Here is a 22,277-nt window from a genome sequence, read left to right on the forward strand (position 1 = left end):
CGGGTCTTCCCCGCCCCACTTCCAGCATGGGCAAACGCTGCGGAAGACGCCAGCTTTCGGACCGCCGTCCGCTTCCGGCCAGAGGACTTTTAGCCTAGGATACACGGTGATGACTACGAATGCACGAATTCTAACAGCCGCGTCCCTGCCGGCCACGCTGGCGTTGGCGGCGTTGACTTTCTTCTTAGCCGGCTGCAGCGGCGACATCGCTCCGGGCGACGGGCCTCAAGGCGACGGGCCTCCTGGCTACGGGGCCGCGAGAAAGCTGCGGGTCGTCGCCACCACCGGGATGGTCGCCGACCTCGTCCGCAACGTGGCCGGCGACGCCGTCGAGGTGACGCAGATGATGGGCGCCGGCGTCGACCCGCACCTCTACAAGGCGACGCGCGACGACGTCCAGACGATTCTCGACGCCGATGTCGTCTTCTATTCGGGCCTGTTGCTCGAGGGGAAGATGGCGGACACCTTCGTGAAGGTGGGCCGTTCGCGGCCGGTCTACGCCGTTACCGAGTTGATCGACGAGTCGAAGCTCCTCACGCCCGATGGCGCGGAGGGACACCCCGACCCGCACGTCTGGATGGACGTCGCCACTTGGGCCGGCGGGATCGAAGTCATCCGCATCGCCCTAGCCGAGCAACTACCCGATCAATCCGAGGCCTTCACGAAGAACGCGACAGCCTACCAAGCCAAGCTTAGGGAACTGGACGCCTACGCCCGCACGGCGATCGCCACGATCCCCGCGTCGGCCCGGGTCCTGGTCACCTCGCACGACGCGTTCAACTACTTCGGCCGCGCCTACGGGCTCGAGGTGCTCGGCGTCCAAGGCCTTTCGACCGAGTCGGAGGCGGGGCTGCAGCGTGTCAACGAGCTCGTGGCGTTGCTGACCGAACGCAACGTCGCCGCGGTGTTTGTGGAGAGCAGCGTCTCGCCCAAGAACATCCAGGCGCTGGTCGACGGCGCCGCCTCGCGCGGCCATGCGGTCCGGATCGGTGGCGAGCTCTTCTCCGACGCCATGGGCCCCGGCGGCACGACCGAGGGAACCTACGTCGGCATGATCGACCACAACGTGACGACCGTCGTCCGCGCCCTCGGCGGCGAGGCCGACGCGTGCGGCTTCACAGGGACACTGACTGGGTGCGCCGAATGAACGCCCAAGCCCGACACGCCGCCAACCTCAACGGGGACGACCCGAAGGTCCCCCTCTCGGTCCACGACCTGACGGTCGCCTACCACCGCAAGCCGGTGATCTGGGACGTCGGCTTCGACGCGGCGCCGGGGCAGCTGATCGGCGTCGTCGGCCCCAACGGCGCCGGCAAGAGCACCCTGCTGCGGGCGATCCTCGGGCTCACCCCCAAGGCGTCGGGCCGGGTCCGCGTCTTTGGCAAGCCTTACCGAGAGAACCGCGGCCGCGTCGGCTACGTGCCGCAGCGTGAGAGCGTCGACTGGGATTTCCCGATCGACGCGCTCGACGTGGTGACGATGGGGCTCTACCGCCAGATCGGCTGGCTCCGTCGGGTCCGGGCCGAGCACCGCGAGCGGGCGATGGCCGCCCTCGAGCGGGTCGGGATGGCCGACCTCGCAAAGCGGCAGATCAGTCAGCTCTCCGGCGGCCAACAACAGCGGACGTTCCTGGCCCGCGCGTTGGTGCAGGACGCCGACCTCTACTTTATGGACGAGCCGTTCGCCGCCGTTGACGCCGCCACCGAGGCGGCGATCGTCGAACTGCTCCGCGACATGCGGGCCCAGGGCAAGACGGCGCTCGTCGTCCATCACGACCTACAGACGGTTCCCGACTACTTCGACAGCGTCCTGCTGCTGAATATGCGGGTCGTCGCCCACGGCCCGGTCGAAGAGGTCTTCACCCCCGAAAATCTGCAGAAGACGTACGGCGGCAGGCTGACGCTGCTCGACGAGGCGACCGAGGCGATGCGCCGCCGGGAGCGCGCCCTGTGAACGCGGCCGTCGCGATCGCTGTGGGGTCCCTGTTCGGCTGGGCCGACGTGCTACTGCTCCGGGACTACAACACGCGCGTCGTCGTGCTCGGCGCGACGCTGCTCGGCATGGGCGCGGGCGTCGTCGGCAGTTTCACGCTGCTCCGCAAGCGGGCGCTCATCGGCGACGCCCTCAGCCACGCGACCCTGCCGGGCATCGCCACGGCGTTTCTGGTCGGCTCGGCGCTGTGGGGCGACGGCAAGTCGCTGCCGCTGCTGCTGGCCGGCGGGGCGGTCAGCGGCGTGATGGGGGTCGGCGCCATTCTGCTCATCCGTCGTTACACGCGGCTCAGCGAGGACGCGGCGCTCGGGATCGTGCTCAGCGTCTTCTTCGGCGCCGGCGTCGCGCTGCTGGGGATCGTGCAACAGATGCCCACCGGCCACGCCGCCGGGCTCGAGTCGTTCATCTACGGCAAGACCGCGGCGATGCTGTCGCGCGACGCTTGGTTGATCGCCGGAGTCGCGGCGGTCTGTGTGGCGGCGAGCCTCGCGCTGTTCAAGGAACTGTCGCTGCTCTGCTTCGACCCCGGGTTCGCCGCGTCGCGGGGCTACAGCGTCGGCTGGCTCGACACGGTGCTGATGGCGATGGTCGTCATCACCACGATCGTCGGCCTGCAGGCGGTCGGCCTGATCTTGATGATCGCGTTGTTGGTGATCCCGCCCGCGGCGGCCCGATTCTGGACCGAGGACCTGCGGACGATGACCCGGATCGCCGCCATCCTCGGGGGCGCCAGCGCCTTCGTCGGCGCGACGCTCAGCGCGACGTACCCGAAGCTCCCCTCCGGCGCGACCATCGTGCTGACCGCCGCGACCGCCTTCCTCCTCAGCGCGCTCTTCGGCTCGAAGCGGGGCGTCGTGCTCCGCTGGTTCCGCCGCCAAGCGTTTCTGCGGGGCGTCGCGATGGACCACCTGCTACGGAGCGTCTACGAGACGCTCGAGCAGCAGCGGGCGGAGCAGGCCGACGCCGACGGGGCGTCGATCGCCCGGCTGATGGCCCTGCGGAGCTGGACACCGGCCGAGTTGCGACGCGTGGTCCACCGCGCCGAACGGCGCGAGCTGGTCCGGCGCGACTCCCAGGGCGCGATCCGCCTCACCGCCCGCGGCGCGGTCGAAGCCGAACGGCTCACCCGCCAGCACCGGCTGTGGGAGATGTACCTGATCACCCACGCGGAGGTCGCCCCGGCGCGCGTTGACCGGGGCGCCGACGCGATCGAGCACGTGCTCGACCCCGAGACGATCCGCCACCTCGAGAGCCTGCTCGACGAGGCCGCGATCTTGGTCCCGCCGGCGAGCCCGCATGTGATCGAGCCCGGCGCGCTCGGGGAGGCCTCCTCATGAACGCCCCCCTGCCGCTTGCCTGGAGCTGGGCGCTCGACGGCTGGATCGTCGCCGCCGGCGTGCTTTGCGCCGTCGCGTCGGCCCTCTTGGGCAACTTCTTGGTGCTGCGGCGGATGAGCCTGCTCGGCGACGCCATCAGCCACGCCGTCCTGCCCGGCTTGGCGGCCGCGTTCTTCCTCACCGGCCAGCGCTCGAGCCTGCCGATGTTCGTCGGCGCCGTCGCCGTCGGCCTCGCGACGGCGTTCCTCACCGAGTGGGTCCACCGCTACGGCGAAGTCGATGAGGGGGCGTCGCTCGGCGTGGTGTTCACGTCGCTCTTCGCCATCGGACTGGTGATGATCGTCCAGGCTGCCGACCATGTCGACCTCGACCCCGGCTGCGTCCTCTACGGCGCCATCGAACTCACGCCGCTCGACACCTGGGAAGTGCTGGGCCGGCCGATCCCGCGTGTCGTCGTTGTCTTAGCGGCGGTGGTTCTCGTCAACCTGCTGTACGTGACGCTCTTCTTCAAAGAGCTGAAGATCACCGCCTTCGACCCCGGTCTGGCGACCACGTCGGGCTTCCGCGCCGGCTGGATGCACTACTCGCTGATGACGCTGGTTGCGGTCACCGCGGTGGCGAGCTTCGAGAGCGTCGGCAACATCCTCGTCGTGGCGATGTTCGTGACGCCCCCCGCAACGGCGCGGCTGCTCACCGATCGGCTCAGCACGATGGTCTGGCTCGGCGCGGCGATCGCCGCCGCCGCGGCCGCCCTGGGGCACCTCTCGGCCGTCGCCGTGCCGGCGTGGTTCGGACTGCGGAGCACGACGACAGCGGGCATGATGGCGGTCTCGGTCGGGCTGTTCTTTACGCTCGCCCTGTTTTTTGCGCCGCATCAGGGGGTGGTCCCGAAAGCGTGGCGCCGCCTTCGGCTGTCGCTGCGGATCCTCGGCGAGGACGTGCTGGGCGTCCTCTTCCGAGCCGACGAGCAGACCGTCGCCGCGTCGTCGATCTCGCTGCCAGCCGGCCAGCTCCGCGCACGGCTGCACTGCGGGCGGTTACCGCTGCGGCTGGTGCTGTGGGAGCTCTACCGGCGGGGGCTCGTCTATCGCGACCTCGAAGGGGTCCGTCTCACTGCCAAGGGCGCCGGCCAAGCGCGCGAGCTTGTCCGCTCGCACCGCCTCTGGGAACACTACTTGGTCGAGCGAGCCGGCCTCGCCGCCGACCGCATCCACCTCCAGGCCGAGCGGTTCGAGCATGTCACCGACCGGGCGATGCGTGACCAGCTCGACCAAGAGACCTCGCTCACCGAGACCGACCCGCACGGCCAGGCGATCCCCGCCGAACCCGACGACGCTTAGAACCTTCTTCAGCTGGGCAATCCGGTTTAGCCGGCCAATTTGGTCAGCATTTTCTAGTTTGTTGGCGCCGAGCCCCTACCGGGTCGCTAGGTCCTTCCAACAATTCGGGTTCGCGCAAGTGGCCAAATTGGCTTGCTCTGCCCAACGATGGCGCGCCGTAACAAGCCCATCGCAACAAGAGAGCCCACCGCAACGAAACAGACCGCCGCGACCCGGGGGTCGCGGCGGTCTGTCGTGAACTCATCGTTACAACGCGCCGATGGAACCGATCACGGCACGATAATGCCGCCGCCACCGCCGCCGGGGAAGGAGGGCGGGATCTGCCATTGCGAGCCGAGGTCGGCGAACTCGTTGCGGACCACGGTGGTGCCGCTACGGATAATGCGGATCTCGGTGCGGCCGTAGTGCCGCTCCATCTGGGGGAGCACCCAGACCTGGTTGTTGCCGTCCCACCACTTGCCGGTGTTGATGCGGGTGCCGTCGAGCCGCGTCACGACGTCGCCAAGCTGGAGGCCGATCTGGTGCAGCGGCGAGTCGGGATCCATCCCCACGATCCGGGCGCCCCAGAACGTGAAGTTGGGGATCTGCATCTGTTGTAGGACGAACTTCGCCTTGAGCCGCTGCGAGTAGTGCGACGCCATGTTGGCGACCGGCTGCTGACCCGCAGGGATCTGCATCTGTTGCCGCATCGGGGCGCCCTGCTGCATCGGGGCGCTCTGCTGGGCTTCCGCCCCCTGCATCGACGCCGCCACGGCCACGGCGCCTACCAATGCCGCTGAGAGAACGAATCGCATGCTTGACTCGGGATGAGAGAACGAAGATCAGAAAACGCTGTCCCCGGAAACTAACCCATGGCCGAGTTACCGCAAGCGGAATCTCTTCCTGCCCTCACTTCGAGCTAATTACCGGACAATTCGGGCAATATAGCCATGCAGTCGGAACAACCGGCTCACGGTGTACAGGTCTCGGATCGAGATGATTTATCCGTTCCTGCCTGTGCTTCACGTCGTGAGGCGGCTCGCGAGTTGGTCGGCTGACTCGTCAACGACCCGCTTATCGAGTTCGGCGACAACCCCGGCGTTTGGTCTCGGCCGACATCACCTCGCGGAGCTGACCGAGGGTCGGGGAGTCGGCGCAGACGACGAGCTGGTCGAAATCGCCGGCCGTCGCCATCGCGTTGAGGGCGTTCCCCAGCTGCTTCGCAAAGGTCGCTTCGTCGGTCTGGCTATCGGTCTGCTCGGGGGGCCGGCTGCCCGACGGCCCCTGCGAGAGTAGGTCCTTGGGCTCCATGACCGCGAGGGCCCGCAGCGCAACCAGCTGATCGCGGACCCACACCTCGTAGCACTTGGCGTGGCTCCCATCAGCGGCGACGAGATAGGTTCCGTCGGTGACTTGGATGGGCTCGGACATATAGGAAGGGCTCTCTAGCGATTGAAGACGCGTTGCGCGGCGGACGTTCCGCCGGCTCAGTAGAGTTGGCTGCAAAGCGCATGCCGCTAGGCTGGATGCCGAGCGTGGAGCAAAATCGCGGGGCGGTCGCCTTTCTACGAGAGATTGCTATCCAACGTGGCGCTACCCGCGGCTAGCGCCGACGGCTGACGAGGGGCTGGCGCCAATTGTGGCGTCGCTTCGGTCGCCGGGTTCACGTCGTCGCGTTGGCCGGTTGATTGACGCCGCCGTAGAGAATGCCGTCCGGTTGGTTCTCGGTGTGCGGTTCGTCGATTCGCAGTTGGAAGCCGTGACGGTGGAACATATCTCGGCAGGCGTCGTGGATGGCCGCGCCGTGCGTCCCGACCATGATCGACTTGATCGCCCCCGACGCCGTTCTGTTCTTGGCGAAGTAGGCGTTCAACACCGGCTCCTCGTGGCCTTGGATGTCCATTTGAAGGAAGTCGATGTCGCCCCCGCCGATCGCCTGACCGATCTCGTCGAGACCGATCGACTTGACGGTCAGCGTCGGCGTGGCGTCGCCCTTGCCGATCAAACGCTTGACGAAGTCTTTAGCGCGACGCCCGAGCGTAGGCGATCCCGGCGCCACGGCGCTGCCGTAGGACTCGTCCCGCAAGACGACCCGGCCCGGCGCGGTCGATACGGCCGTTTCATAAATCGCAAAGTCGGCTTCGCTGAACCCGTTGAGGGCGATGTTCTCCCGGAAGAACTGCCGATGCCGTGGCAGCGGCTCGAAGCAATGGATGCGGAGGTCGCTCCGCAGGCGGCGGGCCAGCAACGGGTAGTAACCGATCGCGGCGCCGACGTTGACGTAGCAGGCGTTGTGGGGAAGCCCGTGGATGATCGCCAGGAAAGCGTCCTCCTCGTCTTCCTCGTGGACGTTCCGTTTCTGGTACCGCTCGCGTTGCGTGTCGAGGAGGTGGTGGTCGTAGACCCGCACGCCGTTGTCGAACTCGTGGACGTCGCTCATGGCAAAGACCGCTCGATTGAAGTCGGGGCGTCGACCCGGCCGCCGCGCCGAACTTGACGGCTTTACGGGCGGAGCGGGGCGGATCGGTAACCAAAGCCTGTCGGCGTCTCTCAACAGTCGACGCGTCGTGCGTCATTCGGCGTGTCGCTATCGGAGATGTACCACAAAAAGGGGCGTGAGGGACAGCGCCGGCTGGTCGGGGCGGGGTTCGACTCCGAGGCGAACGTCGGACGGGTCGCCGGTCGCTCCGTTTCGCTGAGTACCATGGAGAGCGACCCGCGGGCCCCCCTGAGAAAGTCCCGATGCCGATCCCGTTCAAGTGCGACAACTGCAGCCGTGTCTACGAGCTGCCCGACGCCGCCGCCGGCAAACAAGCGAAGTGCGAGTGTGGCGAGATGCTGACGGTTCCCACGCCGCCAACGCAACCGCCCGAGACGGCGCCCCCGAAGAGGGACAAGCCGCCAGAGAAGCCGCCGCGCACGCTCGCCAAAGCGGTCGAGCAGTCGCAGAAGAAGAAGGCGCCCGACTTCGACGGGGCGGCGTTCTCCGCGCTGGCGGACGAGCGACGACGCCAGCGCGATGAGCCGGTACCGACGGAGGTCCCACCACTCCCCCCGCCGCCGCTTCCGCCGCGGATGGCTCCGCCGCCCGCCGACCCGACTCCGGCAATCGCAAAACGCTACCTCAACCTGCGGGCCTACTGCACGTTCCTCTCGTTCTCGGCAGTGCTCTTCGCGATCGTTGCGGCCCTGCTGGTAGTTGGCGAAATTTCCGTGCTGCTGACCCTCCTGCAGGGACTGCCTCACGATCCGGCGACGATGCTGCGAGTGGGGTTGGCGCCGACGTGTGCGATCGTGGTGACCTTCGGCGTGGGCGTTCTCGGCTATGTCTTCCAGAGGGCGTTAGCAGAGTTCTTCAAGGTCCTTATGGATATCGAAGAGAATACGCGGCGTTAGGAGAGTGGACTTCGGCTTGGTGAGTCGCTGGGGCTTTACTAGGTTGCGTCCCCAACTGCCGGGGCGTCGAGTCTTGCGTGGCCCTGCGACATACAATCGCGCTAGCCGTAGCTTACCTCCCCGCACGGATTTGGGCTTTGCTCCTGGCTCGTCGGTGATTGTGGAGAGGGATTGGTTGCGGAGTCGAGGGGATATCGCTGACGCTGAAATTGTTGTAGCCGAAGGGATCGATTTATTCGCTTGCTGTAACTATCCTGCGGCCGATGCCTTATGAAATTCAACAGCGACCGGCTTTAAAGCGTGTTGAGCGCCCGGTGAGGCGCGTAAGTCTTCAGACGATGTGGGGGCTCTTCATACAGGCTCCCAGCCTGATGGGAACGGCTATCGGGGGTGCATGGACCGCTACTAAGGTCGCAGACAAATTCGGATGGGCGGCTGGCAGCGGAGTAGTGTTGGTCGCTCTATGGGCTTTGTTTGCGCAAATTGCGACACTCCTTGGTGGATGGTGGAAGAGAACCGCTTCGCGTGATCATGAACCGCTTGATGGCGTTCTCGAAATGCTGTTGGAGGCCTTGCATGGACGTAATGAGGAAGCCACCAAAGGTGATCTTCGCGTGGCCATTTTCGTGCCAGAGAACCGGGACCGTTCAGGCGTCCTGACCAGTGTCAGGCAACTAACCGATTACGCGTCTCGGGGGGATGCCGATGGAAAGGGCGCCCGGCGCACTATGCCGGTGTTTCAGGGGGTCGTCGGTAACGCTTTTCAGACCGGCGCCGCGGTCTACGATCGGCTGCCCGCCGGCATGACCGTGACCGACTATTTGGTCCGAGCCCACCGTTTCGACAGACAGCAGGCGTCGCAGATGCGACAGGATCGGAGGTCCTGGGCTGCGATGCCAGTGGGATCCCCCGGAGAGGTGGTTGCCGTCATTTTTCTTGACAGCAAAGTCCCTGATTTCTTCGGCAAAAAGAACGGTCCGGTACGCAAAATCGTAGAAAGCGCAGCTATACCTGTCGCGAACTTTCTGGACGTACGATAGTCTCAATTTACAGGCAAAATCGTCATATTTCTTCCGAGGTGTCTCATCATGGCAAAGCCAAGCAAGCCGTCGAACGGAGCGGGTGCGTCTGCTGCCGCCGCAACGGCGGTCCGTGGCAACATGGAAGTCGTGCCGGTTCGGAAGCAGGTGGTGGACGAGGTTGCGCGAATTCTTAGGTCGCGGGGGTTTAGCGGCTACTCTGGCACGCAGGGTCGTACCTCCAAGTAGCCGCCTAGTGGGGCTGACGCGATTCCTTGTGTGGTTGTAGTGGCCGGGGCCAATCGCCCCCACTCTTTCCGCAACCATCACCCGCGGCGCACGCACACCGCCGCGGCTTGGCCCTGCGGGGTTGTGTTCACCGACACAAACACGTCGCCCGCCGGCGTCCCCGGTTGGGCGGCGACTTGGATCGGGCACTCCGGGTCGGTCTCGGTGTGGTTGAGCGTCGCGGGGAGCTTGCCGGCGAGGGGGCCGGACTCGTCGAGGGCGAGCAGGCTGCCGATCAGTTCCACCACGCCGCTGCCGGCGCCGAGCGAGCCGAAGTAGCTTTTGAGGGCGACCACCGGGACCGTGTCGGCCGCGTCGCCGAGGGCGGCGCGGATCGCGACCGCTTCGGCGTGGTCGGGGGCCGGGGCGCCGACGCCGTCGGCGTTGACGTGGCCGAGTTCGCTCGGCTCGACGCCCGCGTCGCTCATGGCGCCGCGGAGCGCGTTGGCGATGGCGATCTCATTACGGCCCTGCAGCGGCTTGCCGGCGGTCGGGCGCTCGGTGACGACGCTCGAGCCGAAGCCGACCACCTCGCCATAGATGCGGGCGCCACGGGCTTCGGCCGACGCGAGCGACTCGAGGACGACCATGCCGGCGCCCTCGCCGCAGACCATCCCCCGCCGCGCGCGGTCGAACGGCTTGGAGAGGGTCGCCGGGTCGGCGCCGTCGGCTTGTTGGCCGACGAGCGGGGTCTCGACCTCTTGGAGGGCGTGGATCGCCTGCATCGGCAAGACGCGCGTGCCGGTGGCGCCGGCGATCATCCGGTCGGCGTCGCCGCGGGCGATGATGCGGAACGCCTCGCCGAGGGCCATCAGGCCGCTCGCCTCGCGCATGGTGAGCGAGTTGTTCGGGCCGCGGAGGTCGTTGTAAATGGCGATGTGGCTCGCCGGCATGTTGGGGAGGTACTTGAGCATCCAGAGCGGCTGCATCTGGTCGAGGCCGTCGTCGCCCCAGCGCTCGTATTGGAAGGCGCCGTTGTCGACGCCCCCTTCGCCGCAGCACTTCGCGATCGCGTCGGCGTAGTCGTCGGGGAGGGTCAGCATGTAGTCGCTGCCGAGCACGACGCCGCAGCGCTCGGGGTCGACGCCCCCCTGCCCTGTGTCGCCGTCGGTAAGGGCGTCGGTGAGGGCATGCTGGGCCGCGGCGACCGCCATCTGGGTCTCGCGGCACATAAGCTTGAGGCCCTTGCGGATCGCCTTCTTGGCGTCCCCCTCGAGGTCGCCGAAGTCGCCAATGGCGCCGGTGAAGGCGCCTGCGAACCCGGCGAATTGCGGGGCGGCGTCGGAGCCGTCGCGACGGCTGACGCCACTGCGGCCCGCGGCGAGCGCGCCAGCGAACTCGGCCGGCGACAAGCCGAGGGGCGAAACGAGGCCGACGCCTGTAATGACGACGCGGCGCTCGGCCGCGGATTGGGGACTGCTCATAGTCTCGCCAGTTTACCCTCCAAAGGTCAGGAAGGGAGATGGGGGGAGGGTTGGGGATCGGGGGATGGACTTTCGTAGCGGCAACCTGTCCGGAAATGGCTGCCCGACTTTGCAAAAATTGGATAGGGGTAGGGCGTGCCGCGCCGTCAAGATTCAGCGGCCTGTTGGACATCCCCGGCCGCTTGCGATCCCCCTAATCTCCATGCATCCCCCATCTCCCTTCCTTCGGCTGCAAGCTACAGGACGGAGAAGCCGAGGTGCTCCATCCAGCGGTAGATCCAGGGGTGGGTCCAGGGGTTCCAGGTCGGGTAGCTCGCCGACATGGCCGACCAAGCCAGCAGCGACGCCGCCAGGGCCATGCCGACGCGGCTTTGGCGGAGCGACGCGACCGCCCGCGGAAGCATGGCGATCCACAGCGGCGCCAGCCAGAAGAGCCAGCGGAAGCCGTTGGTGGCCCCGCCGTAGTTCCGGTCGTCCTGCGGCCGCAACAGAATGAAAAAGACGAGGCACGCCGCGGTGATCAACACCGTGACGACGGCGAGCTGCCGGGTCGCCCCGTCGCGGGAGCTGAGCAATAACCCCATGCCGACGAAGCTCAGCAGCCAGACCGGCGTCATCGAGAAAACGCCGTGGTGGCCGACGAGCGTGTGGAGGGCGTAAACCGCCTTCGATTCTTCGCCGATGTCGATCCCCTGGCGGTGGCGCCAGTAGCTGTCGCGGGTCTTCCCGCCGACGGTGTACTCGTAGTCGTACCAGTTGTCGGCGGGGTCGGTCTCGCTGCGGTGGCCGTACGGCGGCCGCAGGCTGTCGTGGGCCCAGTAGTTGGTGGCGAAGAACGCAACCGCGACGAGGCCGGCGCCGACGGCAAACGCCCGCAGCGTCTCGCCCGGTCGGCGCCACAGCAGCGAAAGGCCGACCAGCACCGCCAGCGCCAGGGCGGGCAGCTCGCATGTCACGGCGAAGCCGGCCGCCAACCCGGCGCCCAGCGACACGCCGCCGAGCGGCTTGTCAGAGCGCAGCAGGCGCTGCCAGAGGTCGCACGTCACCGCCGCGGCCGCCGCGCCGAACAGGTGGTTGTTGAGCACCGGCATGAAGGCGGCGAGCTGGGTGGCGAACGTCGCGACCGTCATCGCAAAGAGCCGGTCGATGTCGCCGACGCCGGTCCGCTCGATGATCCGTCCGATCGCGACCAGCATCACGGCCAGCGACCCGCAATTGAGCAAGAGCAACAGCGCGCGGCCCAGGTCGTAGGGCGATTCGCCGAGCGTGGTCCCCGTCAGCTGCATCAAAAGCCAGTACGGCCCGGCGATCAGCACCATCAGCAGCGGCGGCTTGCTCGAGTACTGGTGCCGCTCGCCGTCGCGGCCGAGGTGCTGCACCATGTCGATGCTGTCCCAGGTCGGTTCTTCGAGGAATGGGTCGATATCGTGGTTGCCGTTCTCGGCGATCGCGCGGATCGCCATCCAACGGCTGCGGTCGTTGGCGCTGAGGAAGGGCCGCTGCAGCCGCATGTCATGCTCGAGCGTCTCGCGCCGTTCGGCAACGGCCGCGGCGAGCTCGTCGCCGGCAAGGCCTTGGCGCTCGAGCTTGGCGGTCTCGCGGGCGAGGGTTTCACCGATGCGGTACGACTCGAGCCGCGACAGATCGACCGAGTTCACCGCCAAGATCTTGCCCGCCGCCTGGCCGAGCGCCACGGCGATCAGCAGCGAGTAAATCAGCCAGCGCTGCTGGGCGCCGAGACCGTTGGACGGGTCACGCTGGTCTGAAAAACTCATCTTTCTTTGGTCGTCGAAGGGGACGCAACAATCGTTTCAGCGATGGAGTAGCTCGGCCGATCGCGGGAAAGCGACGCGGTGATCATCGCTCCCAACAGACCGACCGCCAGGAACTGGGCGCCCACCAGGCACATCGCCAAACAGTAATAGAGGGCGGCCGTCTCGTGCAGGTGGATCGGCTCGAGGCCTTCCACCGCGCGCGTGACGATCCAGCGGATCGCCAGGTAGAACAGCCCCAGGCTGCCGGCGGCGAAGCTGACGAGCCCCAATCCGCCGAGTACGTGCTGCGGCCGATCGCCGTAGCCGGTGAGGAACTTGACGGTGATCAGGTCCATCAGCCCCTTCACGATCCGCGACGCGCCGTACTTCGAGACGCCATGCTCGCGCGGGTGGTGCTTGACGGGGACTTCGGTGACGCGGTAGCCGCGCGCGGCGGCGAGCACCGGCACGAACCGGTGGAGTTCGCCGTAGAGCGTCACGTCGGCCAGCGCCTCGCGGCGGTACGCCTTTAGGCCGCAGTTGTGGTCGTGCAGCCGCACGAAGGTGAGCCGGCTCGCCAGCGAGTTGAACACCAACGACGGCCAGCGCTTGTGCCACGGGTCCTTGCGGTCGACCTTCCAGCCGCTGACGACGTCGTAGCCCTCGGCGAGCTTGGCTAGCAGCGTGGGGATCTCGTCCGGGTCGTCTTGCAGGTCGGCGTCCATCGTGACGACGATCGGCGCCGTGGCCGCCGCGAAGCCGGCGTCGAGGGCGTCGGCCTTGCCAAAGTTGCGGCGGAAGCGGACGCCCACGACGCCCGGCTCGGCGTTGGCGAGGCCGCCTATGACCTTCCACGAGTCGTCGGTCGAGCCGTCGTCGACGAAGACGACTTGCAGGGCGTAGCCTTCTCGCGCCGCAACCGCTTTGAGCCGGCGGTGTAGCTCGGCGATGGTCGGCGCCTCGTTCAATAGCGGGACAACCACCGAGACGGCTTGGCCGTTGGCGGGGGGGGCGTTGGCGGTGCGGTTGGCGCCGGTGGAATCGCTCAAGACGGGTCGCCGTTGGGGTCTCTGCGGGGGCGGTTCCGGGCGAATCCACCTGCTATCAGGCTAGCACAGACAACGACCTCCGTTGCAACCCCGATCAAGCGGCTGGCGACCGTCACCGCCACGGCGTCGCCATCGCCCAGGACCGGCGCCAGCAGCAGCAGGGCGAGCCCCTCGCGCACCAACAGGCCAGCCGGCAGCAGCGAGACAAACCCCGCGACGCTCGGCAGCGTCGCCGCCAGGGTCCAGAACGGCAGATTACCGATCCCGAGCCCGCCCGCGGCGCCAACCGCCTCGGCCGAAAGCCAGACACAAACGCCCATCAAAATCCACGCAACGGTCGAAGCGAACGCCGCCGTCGCCGCCAAACCGTAGCCGAGCCGCCCGCGGAGTTGCTCGCGCAACTCGGCCCGCCCCGAGGCGACGGTGAACCGGCCCAGCACCCAGCCAAACACCGGCGGCAACGTCGGCGTCAGGCAAACCGCTGCTAGACCAAGCGCGAGGAGAATGACCCAGCCGTTCTGCCCGGCGTCGGCCGAGACGAAAGGAATCAACGCCGCGGCGAGGAGCGAGCCGACCGCCATGTAAGAAAGGGTCTCGTAGAAGGCGGACGCGCCGACCTTCACAATCGAAGCCTGCCATTCGCCCCGGTACGGACGCCGCTTGAGCGAGGCGAGCAGCCTTTCGGTGCGGATCAGGACGACCGACGCCTTGCCCGGCACGTACTTCCCAAGCTGGCTGATGCAGAACGCGGCGATCGACGCGCCCGGGGGGGCTGGCTGGCCGAGCGCCACCAGCACCCGCCGCCAGAACCACGCCATCACCAATTGCGCCGAGAAGTAAGCGACCCCAGCGGCGAGGGCCGGGCCGATGGCGAACTGAAAATCACGCTGCGACAGCTCCCGGACGCCGTCTTGCACGGCTTGGCTGACAAAGACCAAGACCGCGGCCACGATGGCGAACTTCAAGACGCCGGGCGCCCACCGGCGCCAGCCCGCTGGCGGCGTTGAGGGCCGGTCCGATATTGGTTCGATGGTTCGCAATCCGCCCTCGCGCCGCTCGAGGCGTCGCACTCCGCGACGCCGGGGGGGCCGGTTATACTCCCCGACACCCGCCCGCCCCAAGGATCCCCGCTGTGCCCAAAGCGAAGCCCTCCGCCCCGACGACCAAGGAGAAGCCCACGCCGAGTGCGGACGAGCCGAGCGTCGCGCCAACCGAATCGTCGATGCTGCGCGGCTTGCCGCGCGTGATTTCGCTCTTGGTGCTGATGGCGGTCGTCCTGCTGATCGGCGTGATGTTCTTCCGGGTGATGGCGTCGTTCCTGGTGCCGCTGTTCCTCGCGGCGGTGCTGGCGGTGATCTTCAAGCCGCTCCATAGCTGGCTGCTCGCCAAGCTGAACGGCCGCAACCAGCTCGCCGCCCTGGCGACGACCACCCTCATCGCGCTGGGGGTCGTCGCGCCGACGGCGTTGCTCGGCTGGATGGCGTATGTCGAGACGGCCCGAATCGTCCGCGTCACGCTGGCGGCCGCCACGCCCGATGAAACCACTGCCGAAGAGTCCACTGACGAGGGAGAGGGGGCTGAAGACGCCGCTGCGCAACCAAAACTAATCCTCCCCGAGGGCGCCGAAAACGAACCCGGGGCGAGCGACGAGGACGCCCCCGCGGCGGGCTGGACGGCCGCCTTGATGGCCCGACTCGAACCGCTCACCGAGTGGTACCACGAGAACGTCAACGCCGAGTTCGACCCGTCCAAACTCGCGCAGACCGCCGCCCAGTACGCGGTGAAGATCGGCCTGGTCGGCGTCCAGTCGTTACTGGGGTTCGTCATCGGGACCGGCATCATGATCTTCGCCCTCTACTACTTCTTCGCGGATGGACCGACGATCGTCGAGACCTTGATGCACCTCTCGCCGCTCGACGACGACTATGAGCGCGAACTGCTCGACCAGTTCGCCAGGGTGAGTCGCGCCGTGGTCCTCGCCACCCTGCTCGCCGCGTTCGTGCAGGGCATCCTGGGGGGGATCGGCTACTTCTTCGTCGTCTCGGAGTGGACCCCCGCCACCGTGCTCGCCGAGTATGGCGGCATCCTCAAGAACGTCCCCGACGAGATGCGGATCCACCCGCCCGTCTTCCTGCTGACGGTGCTGACCATGACGCTGGCGATCGTGCCGTTCGTCGGCGCGACCGCCGTCTGGCTGCCGGTGGCGCTGTGGGTCTACTTCGTCCAGGGCGACTTCTGGCCGGCGATCGGCTTGGCGATCTACGGCTTCGCCGTGGTGTCGTCGATCGACAACCTCATCAAGCCGCTCGTGCTCCACGGGCAGTCGAACCTGCACCCGCTGCTCGCCCTGCTAAGCGTGCTCGGCGGGCTGCAACTGCTCGGCCCGATCGGCATCCTCGTCGGCCCGATGCTCGTGGCGTTCCTACAGGCCCTGCTGCTGATGCTCCGCAAGGAACTCGACGTGCTGGCGAAGGAGAACGGCGAAACGCAAACGGCGCCGGCGTAACCCGCCCGCCCCGATGCGGGCGATTTGGCGGCGTGAGCGTCAGCCGCGTTGTCGATTCGCGGCGACACGCCGACGAACCTTTGAGCCCCGAACCTCCTGCCGAGGCGATGTCCCGCGACGTAATGTGATCTAGATGGATCCCTACTCAGTGAAGTGGGCGCGCCCCCTGTAGCCAATGAATCGCCTGGACTGCTGTCGGTCGGTCGGACCCGATGTAATTGCTCATCCGTCACAAAATGTTGTAGCGACGCCCTAGCCGTGCGACATTTTCGTCGCCGGTGTGTAATTGGAAGGATCGCCGAAGCGACGGACGATCTCCGCGAAGACCGATCCCGGTTCAACGCGCTCGTCGGTCTCCATCACGAGTTGGTACAGGTCCTCCGGCAGCACCCGCACGGCGAGCATCAGCCCCATCAGCGCCATCGGCCAGCCCTTACGCATGCCGAGCGTCTCACGGCGGCCGACGATCGCGTCGCTCGTCATCATGTCCATGTTCATCCCCTGCATGTCTTGGGGGTAACCGGGCACAGCGAAGCCGGGGTCGGCGTTCCGTAGCGACACGCCGGGCAGGTTGTCGAGGTCCGTCAGATAGGCGTCGACCGATTGCCCGGGGCGGACGCGAGGACCGACCTGCTTGGTCATATGGTTCATCATGTGATGCACCATGTGGCAGTGCATCATCCAGTCTCCCGGGTTGTTGGCGATGAACTCCAGCTCGGCCGCTTGGGCGACCGCGATCAGCTCGGTGTTCCGCGGTATCCAGGCGGATTTAGGCGCCCGCGCCCCTTCGCGGCCGGTGACCCAGAACGTGTGCCCGTGGAGGTGGATCGGATGGTGCTGCATCGGCGAGAAGTTGAGGATGCGGATCCGCACCCGCTCGCCGTGCTTGACCACCAGCGGCGAGTGGTAAGGACCGCTGCGGCCGTTGATGGTGTGCCAGTTCCAGTCCATCCTCCAGGAGTCGGCGACCGTCTGGGTCGGCTCGACGAAGAAGTTCTGGAAGATCAGGCCGAAGTCGCGGTCGACCGGCGGGTCCCAGTCGTTCTTCGGGTGGACGATGAACCAGCCCACCATGCCGAACGCTTCCTGCATCGCGACATGCGAGTGGTAGAAGAACGTCCCTTCTTCATGGAAGGTGAATTCGTAACGGAAGCTTTCGCCCGGCTTGATGGGATTCTGGACCAGGGTGGCGGCGCCGTCGTATTGGATGCGGCACTCGAAGCCGTGCCAGTGCATGAAGGTCTCTTCGGGCAGGTCGTTGGTGACGACGACCCGCACCCGATCCCCCTGCGTGACCTCGATGGTGGGCCCCGGCAGGCTGCCGTTGTAGCCGTAGACGTTCATCTTGTAGCCGGGCAAGAACTCGGCCTCGACAGGGGTCGCGCGGAGGTGGAACTCCTTGACGCCGTCCTTGATTTCGTAGGGGAGCGACGGCACGTCGGGCGCTACAAACGGCGCGCGGCCCGTCGCGGGATCGCGGAGTCCCGGAACGAGCTTGCCGAGATAGAAATCGCTGTCCGGACTGTCGCCGCGGCTGGGCGCGAAGCGATGGAACCCCTCGTACTCGTCTCGTGCGCCGGCGGGACGGCCCGCCGAGGGGTCGCCGATGGGCTTCGGCAACTCGTGCTGCATCTCGTCATCGCTGGGCGTCCCATGTCGGTTGGGTTGCGCCATCGCTACCGAGGAGGCGGCCAAGGCGCCGCCCGCGGCCAGCGCCGACGTACGGAGGAACTCACGACGCGGCGGACGGTTCGAATTCTGAGGCGTGCTCATTGTCGACAGTCGGGCGTTCGGGTTGGCAGTAGGTGGATCAGCGCGGTCGGGGCGTCGCGTCGATGTGGCCGGGCGGCGTGGCGTCTTCGGCCGCCATCAGGCCGTCGTGGAGCAAGTAACCAGCGATCAAAACCTCATAGGTACGGGCTTCGAGCAGGTTTTCCACTTGTGTCAGCTTAGCGTCGAGGTAGTCGTGCTGAGCCATCAGCACATCGGGCCAATCGACCCGGTCTCGCTTGTAGCTCTCGAGTAACTCGGCGTAGGCCGCTTTTGACTCGGGCAGGATCACCCGCTCGTACTCATGGGCGTGCTGCAGAGCGGTCAGGGACAGCTGGTAGGCTGTCGCCAACCGATTCTGCAGCTGGAATTCGACGCGTCGGACTTCTTGCTGTTGACGGGCGTAGTCGGACTGCGCCTGGCGGATCGTTCCTTGGTTGCGGTTGTAGATGGGTACTTCCAACGCGATGCCGGCAACGGCGACTGTTTCCCCGCTTTCAAAATTGTACCCGGCGCCGCCGCGCGCGACGATATCGGGGGTCCACTCCACCCGCTCGCGCTGGACCGTCATCCGGTCGACGGCGAGCTTGGCGCGGGCGGCGGCGACTTCGGGGCTGTTGGCGAGCAGGCGCCCCAACTCGGCTGCGAACGACGCTGGCTTACGCTCGGGCATGAGGCTTCCCTCGACACGACCCTCCGCCAGGGTGACGCCGATCAGCGAGGCAAGCGTGCGGAAGCGTTCACGCTGGGCGTTCTCGGCGCTCAACAAGTCGAGGCGGGCGCGCTGCAGCGTGACGTTCGCACGGCGGACCTCGGGTCGGCGCGCCTGGCCCATGTTGTACGCCTCTTGCGACGTCACCGCGGCGTCCTCGGCGCTCTTGAGCAACTCTCGGCGAATCGCCAAGGTCTCGCCGGCAGCCAAGGCTCGATAGAAGTGCAGCCGCACGTCGTTGCAGACGCGGAACTGCTGCGCGGTGGCGAGGTGTTCGGAGACATGTGCCCGTCGCAGGTACTTTTCACGGCTAAGCCGCAACTTGCCTGCCGTTACGAACCGCTGTTCGAGGACGCCCCCGTGGAACTCTCCTGGTGTGTCGGTGTCGGTCTCGGAATCGACGCCGATCTGCTCGGCCTGGTACGTGAAGACGGGGTTCGGGTAGAGCCCGGCCTGCTGTGCCTTGGCCAGGCCGGCCGAGATGTGCAGCTGCGCCTGCCGGAGCGTTGGGTTGTTCTGCGCGGCGAGGGTAAGCAGCTCGTCTAGCGTATAGACCGGCCCGACAGCGTTCTCTTCTTGAGACACGTCGATCTTAAGCTCCTCGACGGGGGCAGGCGGAATGGCCGGAGGCGGCGTAAACGACTTTCCTGCCGTCGAAGGGCGTACGGCGGCGAGCGGCGCGCGCTGCTCCTGCGCCGCGGCGCCAGCAGCGATGGCAAAAAGGGCGAGCGTCGCGACCAAGAGAAAGCGAGACATTCCGTGTCCTACCCGCAGAGAGAGTGATTTTGTCGACTCTCGTTTCCGCATCGGCGGCATGGCGTCCGGCAATGCGGCGAAACTCTTCCGCAGGGGAACGCCAACCCTCACTAACCGCTAAAGTTTGCGGCTCAGGCAGACTTCATTCCGATTGATCGCGTGCCGGGCAATCAAGTCGGGAGATAGGGGGTCCTACCGGCCGCCCGTCGCGTCGCCCTGCTGAGCGTGCTCGGCGGGCTGCAACTGCTCGGCCCGATCGGCATCCTCGTCGGCCCGATGTTGGTGGCGTTCCTGCAGGCCCTGCTGCTGATGCTCCGCAAGGAGCTCGACGTGCTGGCGAAGGAGAACGGCGAAACGCAAACGACGCCGGCGTAACCCGCCCGCCCTGATGCGGGCGATTTGGCTCCCTTAGCACCACCGCTTTGCGGAATCCCGTGCATCTTTAAGAGATGCGTGCAGCCGACGAGGATAGGCTTTCTCCAAGATCACAGCAGACGTTGTACAACCGCTGTCGAACAGACGGTAACGTGAGGGAGGCTTGCCCGGCAGTGGACGCGGGGTACCCGCTTCAGCACTGCTGGTGAGCCAGCAGTGCGAAGCGGGTACTGGTCCACCACCCTTCTCCGCGTGACTCAACCCGAGAAGTCTCCCCGTCCCGGCCAGCAATCGGCCGGTAGCGGCGTCAGCCGTGGCAAGTCAAGTTCCTCGGCCCGAGCGTCCGAAGCCTACCACCTGATGCTCGACCACTTCCAATCCGTCGCCGACGCCACCAGTCCGCGTCGCGCCGGATTGTTGCGTAGGTAGTCGATCGCGGAGGCGAGCGTCCGCTTCATCCCTTCACCTTGCCCCTACCTCCTTGGGGGAGAGGGGTTTTGTTTGGCGGCGCCACTCGCCGGGGCTGACGCCCCGCAGTGATTTGAAGCGGCGGTAGAACGTCGATAGGTCGCCGAAGCCACACTCGAACGCGATCGACGTGATCGACGCCTCGGTCTCGGCCAGCAGCCGGGCCGCGTGCTCGATGGCGCGCTCATGGACATAAGCGAGCCACGCCTGCCCCGTCACCTCTTTGAAGAGCTGCGTGAAGCGGCGCCGTGAGAGGCCCAGCCGGCGGGCCGCTTCGTCGATGGTGGTCGCCTCGAAGAAGTGGGTGTCGAGTCGGCCGACATAACGGCGGACTTCTTGCCGCGCCGCGCCGGCGTCGTCGGCGGGTTCTTGGGGGGGCTCCAGCAGCAGGGCGAGCAGCTCGAGAGCCGAGGCGACCATCGCAATGCCGGCGCCGGCGCCCCCGTGTGACTGCTGAAACAAGAGCCGGCGGAAGAGCGCTTCTGCCCGATTCGCCAGATAGCCGGAACGCTCAGCTCTGCCAGCGGTAAGTCGGCGGAGGACGCCCCGGTCGAAGTCAAGGAGCGTCGGCGTAACGCAGAGCACATACAGCGACGATGGCTCCTCTGGGGCGTCGACGATCCGGTTGCGACGCTCCGGCGGGACGATGATCAGGTCGCCCGCCAGGAAGGGGAAGCGTTTGCCCGCCACCTCCATGTCGCCCTGCCCCGCCAAGGCGAAGACCACTTTCAGAAACGGGTGGCGGCGCCACTCCATCGTCCAGTCGGGCGCGTGGTGGCTTTCCAGCACGGCGACGCCCCACGAAGGGAGCTTCTCGGGCAGGGCGTGGCGGGTGCGTCGGAGGGACATAGGGGCAATTGCCCGATTTGCGAATCGATTCCCCTCAATTCTCAATGACCCTCCCTGCCGATGCAAGTACTTTGGGGAGGAACACACCTCATCAAGTTTCCGCCCGCATCATATTCTGCAGAGACGCCAAGCTTCGCTAGCGAGCAACCTTTTGACAGGATTTACAGGATCAACGGGATGCTTAGAAATCCTGTCCCTCCTGTTGATCCTGTCAAAGAGCTCTTGGTGAACCCCAGAGCTCTCGGCGTCTTGGCGATATCAACCCCCGACATTTCGAGTCATGCCCGATACGCCCGTTGATCCGCTTCAGCTGATCCGCCCCCGCCGCAAGATCGAGGGGATCACCGCCGTTTTGCTGCCGTTTACCGACGAACTGGCGGTCGATTGGCCTTCGTTCCGATCGCTGGTGGAATGGACCGCCGAATCGGGGCTGACGCCCGCGGTCAACATGGACACCGGTTACGGCAACCTGCTCGACGACGCCACGCGGCAAGAGGTCCTGCGGGTCACCGCCGACGTGCTCGGCAGCGGCAAGCGGTTCGTCGCGGGAACGTTCGTGATCGACCGGCCCGGCGACGCGTTCGCCCTCGACGCCTACGCCTCGCGGATCGACGAAGTGCAATCGTTCGGCGGCACGCCGGTGATCTGCCAGTCGTACGGCCTCGCCCACCAAGCGGACGACGTCGTCGCCGCCAACTACCGCCAGATCGCCGAGCGCTGTGACCGGTTCATCGCCTTCGAGCTGGGAGACTGCTTCGCCCCGTTCGGCAAGATCTACACGCTGGACCTGTACCGCGAGCTGATGGCGATCCCGCAGTGCGTCGGCGCCAAGCACTCGTCGCTCCACCGCGAACCCGAGTGGCGGCGGCTGGTGCTGCGCAACGAGGTGCGGCCCGACTTCAAGGTCTACACCGGCAACGACTTGGCGATCGACATGGTCGTCTACGGCAGCGACTACCTGCTGGGCCTCAGTTGCTTCGCCCCCGACGCGTTCGCGCTGCGTGACAAGCTGTGGGCGGCGGGCGACAACCGTTGGCACGAGCTGAACGACGTGCTCCAGCACCTCGGCTTCCTCGCCTTCCGCAACCCGGTGCCGGCCTACAAGCACTCGGCCGCGATGTTCCTTCAGGCGCGGGGCAGGCTCAATTCGTCGGAGACCCACCCGAAGAGCGCCCGCCGCACCGAGGCCGATCGTGAACTGCTGTTGCAAATCGCAACGACACTCGACAAGGCGTTGGAGTTGGCGAGCTGACCAAGTCGGCG

Annotated in this window: 19 protein-coding genes; 9 read left to right on the forward strand and 10 right to left on the reverse strand. The window is 66.6% G+C overall.

Annotated features, from left to right (window positions below; genetic code table 11):
* Nucleotides 1-109 precede the first annotated feature (109 nt).
* The 4 genes from Pla108_RS11160 to Pla108_RS11175 are packed head-to-tail and all read left to right on the forward strand — an operon-like array spanning nucleotide 110 to nucleotide 4,669.
* On the forward strand, nucleotides 110-1,147 hold the full coding sequence (locus tag Pla108_RS11160) for a metal ABC transporter solute-binding protein, Zn/Mn family (RefSeq protein WP_146445005.1): 1,038 nt from the start codon (nucleotides 110-112) through the stop codon (nucleotides 1,145-1,147).
* Nucleotides 1,144-1,953, forward strand: coding sequence for a metal ABC transporter ATP-binding protein (locus tag Pla108_RS11165; RefSeq protein WP_146445006.1), 810 nt, complete (start codon nucleotides 1,144-1,146; stop codon nucleotides 1,951-1,953). The genes Pla108_RS11160 and Pla108_RS11165 overlap by 4 nt, the downstream gene beginning before the upstream one ends.
* Nucleotides 1,950-3,329, forward strand: a complete 1,380-nt coding sequence (locus tag Pla108_RS11170) for a metal ABC transporter permease (RefSeq protein WP_231934422.1) — start codon at nucleotides 1,950-1,952, stop codon at nucleotides 3,327-3,329. The genes Pla108_RS11165 and Pla108_RS11170 overlap by 4 nt, the downstream gene beginning before the upstream one ends.
* The gene (locus Pla108_RS11175) at nucleotides 3,326-4,669 is read left to right on the forward strand and encodes a metal ABC transporter permease (protein ID WP_146445007.1); all 1,344 of its coding nucleotides are present in this window, start codon (nucleotides 3,326-3,328) and stop codon (nucleotides 4,667-4,669) included. Before Pla108_RS11170 ends, Pla108_RS11175 begins: the two co-directional genes overlap by 4 nt.
* Before the next feature lie 269 nt (nucleotides 4,670-4,938).
* On the opposite strand, the gene Pla108_RS11180 is transcribed toward Pla108_RS11175, so the two are convergent.
* The 3 genes from Pla108_RS11180 to Pla108_RS11190 all read right to left on the reverse strand — a co-directional run bounded on the left by Pla108_RS11180 (nucleotide 4,939) and on the right by Pla108_RS11190 (nucleotide 7,088).
* Nucleotides 4,939-5,463 (reverse strand): hypothetical protein, encoded by a 525-nt coding sequence (locus Pla108_RS11180; RefSeq protein WP_146445008.1) that lies wholly within the window; start codon nucleotides 5,461-5,463, stop codon nucleotides 4,939-4,941.
* Nucleotides 5,464-5,722: 259 nt separating this feature from the next.
* Complete coding sequence (locus Pla108_RS11185; protein WP_197526481.1) at nucleotides 5,723-6,079, reverse strand: baeRF12 domain-containing protein; 357 nt, start codon at nucleotides 6,077-6,079, stop codon at nucleotides 5,723-5,725.
* Between the two features lie 232 nt (nucleotides 6,080-6,311).
* Nucleotides 6,312-7,088, reverse strand: coding sequence for an FkbM family methyltransferase (locus tag Pla108_RS11190; RefSeq protein WP_146445009.1), 777 nt, complete (start codon nucleotides 7,086-7,088; stop codon nucleotides 6,312-6,314).
* A 302-nt stretch (nucleotides 7,089-7,390) separates the two neighbouring features.
* Between Pla108_RS11190 and Pla108_RS11195 the strand changes: the two genes are divergently transcribed.
* Both Pla108_RS11195 and Pla108_RS11200 read left to right on the forward strand, forming a co-directional pair.
* Nucleotides 7,391-8,044, forward strand: coding sequence for a hypothetical protein (locus tag Pla108_RS11195; RefSeq protein ID WP_146445010.1), 654 nt, complete (start codon nucleotides 7,391-7,393; stop codon nucleotides 8,042-8,044).
* A 452-nt stretch (nucleotides 8,045-8,496) separates the two neighbouring features.
* Nucleotides 8,497-9,084, forward strand: a complete 588-nt coding sequence (locus Pla108_RS11200) for a GAF domain-containing protein (RefSeq protein WP_146445011.1) — start codon at nucleotides 8,497-8,499, stop codon at nucleotides 9,082-9,084.
* 305 nt (nucleotides 9,085-9,389) lie between these two features.
* Here Pla108_RS11200 and Pla108_RS11205 read toward each other — a convergent pair whose 3' ends face one another.
* From Pla108_RS11205 to Pla108_RS11220, 4 genes are all read right to left on the reverse strand, one after another.
* Nucleotides 9,390-10,775: a beta-ketoacyl-[acyl-carrier-protein] synthase family protein gene (locus Pla108_RS11205; protein WP_146445012.1), complete on the reverse strand. Its 1,386-nt coding sequence runs from the start codon at nucleotides 10,773-10,775 to the stop codon at nucleotides 9,390-9,392.
* A 236-nt stretch (nucleotides 10,776-11,011) separates the two neighbouring features.
* Nucleotides 11,012-12,550: a hypothetical protein gene (locus tag Pla108_RS11210; RefSeq protein ID WP_146445013.1), complete on the reverse strand. Its 1,539-nt coding sequence runs from the start codon at nucleotides 12,548-12,550 to the stop codon at nucleotides 11,012-11,014.
* Nucleotides 12,547-13,578, reverse strand: coding sequence for a glycosyltransferase family 2 protein (locus Pla108_RS11215; RefSeq protein ID WP_146445014.1), 1,032 nt, complete (start codon nucleotides 13,576-13,578; stop codon nucleotides 12,547-12,549). Before Pla108_RS11215 ends, Pla108_RS11210 begins: the two co-directional genes overlap by 4 nt.
* Complete coding sequence (locus Pla108_RS11220; RefSeq protein WP_197526482.1) at nucleotides 13,575-14,543, reverse strand: lysylphosphatidylglycerol synthase domain-containing protein; 969 nt, start codon at nucleotides 14,541-14,543, stop codon at nucleotides 13,575-13,577. The genes Pla108_RS11215 and Pla108_RS11220 overlap by 4 nt, the downstream gene beginning before the upstream one ends.
* 167 nt (nucleotides 14,544-14,710) lie before the next feature.
* Here Pla108_RS11220 and Pla108_RS11225 point away from each other — a divergent pair, with 167 nt between their 5' ends.
* On the forward strand, nucleotides 14,711-16,084 hold the full coding sequence (locus Pla108_RS11225) for an AI-2E family transporter (protein WP_146445016.1): 1,374 nt from the start codon (nucleotides 14,711-14,713) through the stop codon (nucleotides 16,082-16,084).
* 252 nt (nucleotides 16,085-16,336) lie between these two features.
* Here the strand turns inward: Pla108_RS11225 and Pla108_RS11230 are convergent, their stop codons facing one another.
* Both Pla108_RS11230 and Pla108_RS11235 read right to left on the reverse strand, forming a co-directional pair.
* Complete coding sequence (locus Pla108_RS11230; RefSeq protein ID WP_146445017.1) at nucleotides 16,337-17,857, reverse strand: multicopper oxidase family protein; 1,521 nt, start codon at nucleotides 17,855-17,857, stop codon at nucleotides 16,337-16,339.
* A gap of 37 nt (nucleotides 17,858-17,894) precedes the next feature.
* Complete coding sequence (locus tag Pla108_RS11235; protein WP_146445018.1) at nucleotides 17,895-19,322, reverse strand: TolC family protein; 1,428 nt, start codon at nucleotides 19,320-19,322, stop codon at nucleotides 17,895-17,897.
* 225 nt (nucleotides 19,323-19,547) lie between these two features.
* On the opposite strand from Pla108_RS11235, the gene Pla108_RS20975 reads away from it, so the two are divergent.
* Nucleotides 19,548-19,697, forward strand: coding sequence for a hypothetical protein (locus Pla108_RS20975; RefSeq protein WP_197526483.1), 150 nt, complete (start codon nucleotides 19,548-19,550; stop codon nucleotides 19,695-19,697).
* Nucleotides 19,698-20,159: 462 nt separating this feature from the next.
* Here Pla108_RS20975 and Pla108_RS11240 read toward each other — a convergent pair whose 3' ends face one another.
* Entirely contained in the window at nucleotides 20,160-21,014 is an 855-nt protein-coding gene (locus Pla108_RS11240) for a helix-turn-helix transcriptional regulator (RefSeq protein ID WP_146445019.1), read from the reverse strand.
* A gap of 280 nt (nucleotides 21,015-21,294) precedes the next feature.
* Here Pla108_RS11240 and Pla108_RS11245 point away from each other — a divergent pair, with 280 nt between their 5' ends.
* The gene (locus Pla108_RS11245; RefSeq protein WP_146445020.1) at nucleotides 21,295-22,266 is read left to right on the forward strand and encodes a dihydrodipicolinate synthase family protein; all 972 of its coding nucleotides are present in this window, start codon (nucleotides 21,295-21,297) and stop codon (nucleotides 22,264-22,266) included.
* Nucleotides 22,267-22,277: the final 11 nt, after the last annotated feature.

The sequence above is a fragment of the Botrimarina colliarenosi genome (genome assembly GCF_007859955.1).
Taxonomy (GTDB): domain Bacteria; phylum Planctomycetota; class Planctomycetia; order Pirellulales; family Lacipirellulaceae; genus Botrimarina; species Botrimarina colliarenosi.

Coding starts and splice junctions, on each gene's coding strand:
- Pla108_RS11160 (WP_146445005.1), top strand. CDS start 110: ATGACTACGAATGCACGAATTCTAACAGCCGCGTCCCTGCCGGCCACG.
- Pla108_RS11190 (WP_146445009.1), bottom strand. CDS start 7,088: ATGAGCGACGTCCACGAGTTCGACAACGGCGTGCGGGTCTACGACCAC.
- Pla108_RS11245 (WP_146445020.1), top strand. CDS start 21,295: ATGCCCGATACGCCCGTTGATCCGCTTCAGCTGATCCGCCCCCGCCGC.
- Pla108_RS11195 (WP_146445010.1), top strand. CDS start 7,391: ATGCCGATCCCGTTCAAGTGCGACAACTGCAGCCGTGTCTACGAGCTG.
- Pla108_RS11165 (WP_146445006.1), top strand. CDS start 1,144: ATGAACGCCCAAGCCCGACACGCCGCCAACCTCAACGGGGACGACCCG.
- Pla108_RS11175 (WP_146445007.1), top strand. CDS start 3,326: ATGAACGCCCCCCTGCCGCTTGCCTGGAGCTGGGCGCTCGACGGCTGG.
- Pla108_RS11230 (WP_146445017.1), bottom strand. CDS start 17,857: ATGAGCACGCCTCAGAATTCGAACCGTCCGCCGCGTCGTGAGTTCCTC.
- Pla108_RS11235 (WP_146445018.1), bottom strand. CDS start 19,322: ATGTCTCGCTTTCTCTTGGTCGCGACGCTCGCCCTTTTTGCCATCGCT.
- Pla108_RS11205 (WP_146445012.1), bottom strand. CDS start 10,775: ATGAGCAGTCCCCAATCCGCGGCCGAGCGCCGCGTCGTCATTACAGGC.
- Pla108_RS11185 (WP_197526481.1), bottom strand. CDS start 6,079: ATGTCCGAGCCCATCCAAGTCACCGACGGAACCTATCTCGTCGCCGCT.
- Pla108_RS11210 (WP_146445013.1), bottom strand. CDS start 12,550: ATGAGTTTTTCAGACCAGCGTGACCCGTCCAACGGTCTCGGCGCCCAG.
- Pla108_RS11240 (WP_146445019.1), bottom strand. CDS start 21,014: ATGTCCCTCCGACGCACCCGCCACGCCCTGCCCGAGAAGCTCCCTTCG.
- Pla108_RS11180 (WP_146445008.1), bottom strand. CDS start 5,463: ATGCGATTCGTTCTCTCAGCGGCATTGGTAGGCGCCGTGGCCGTGGCG.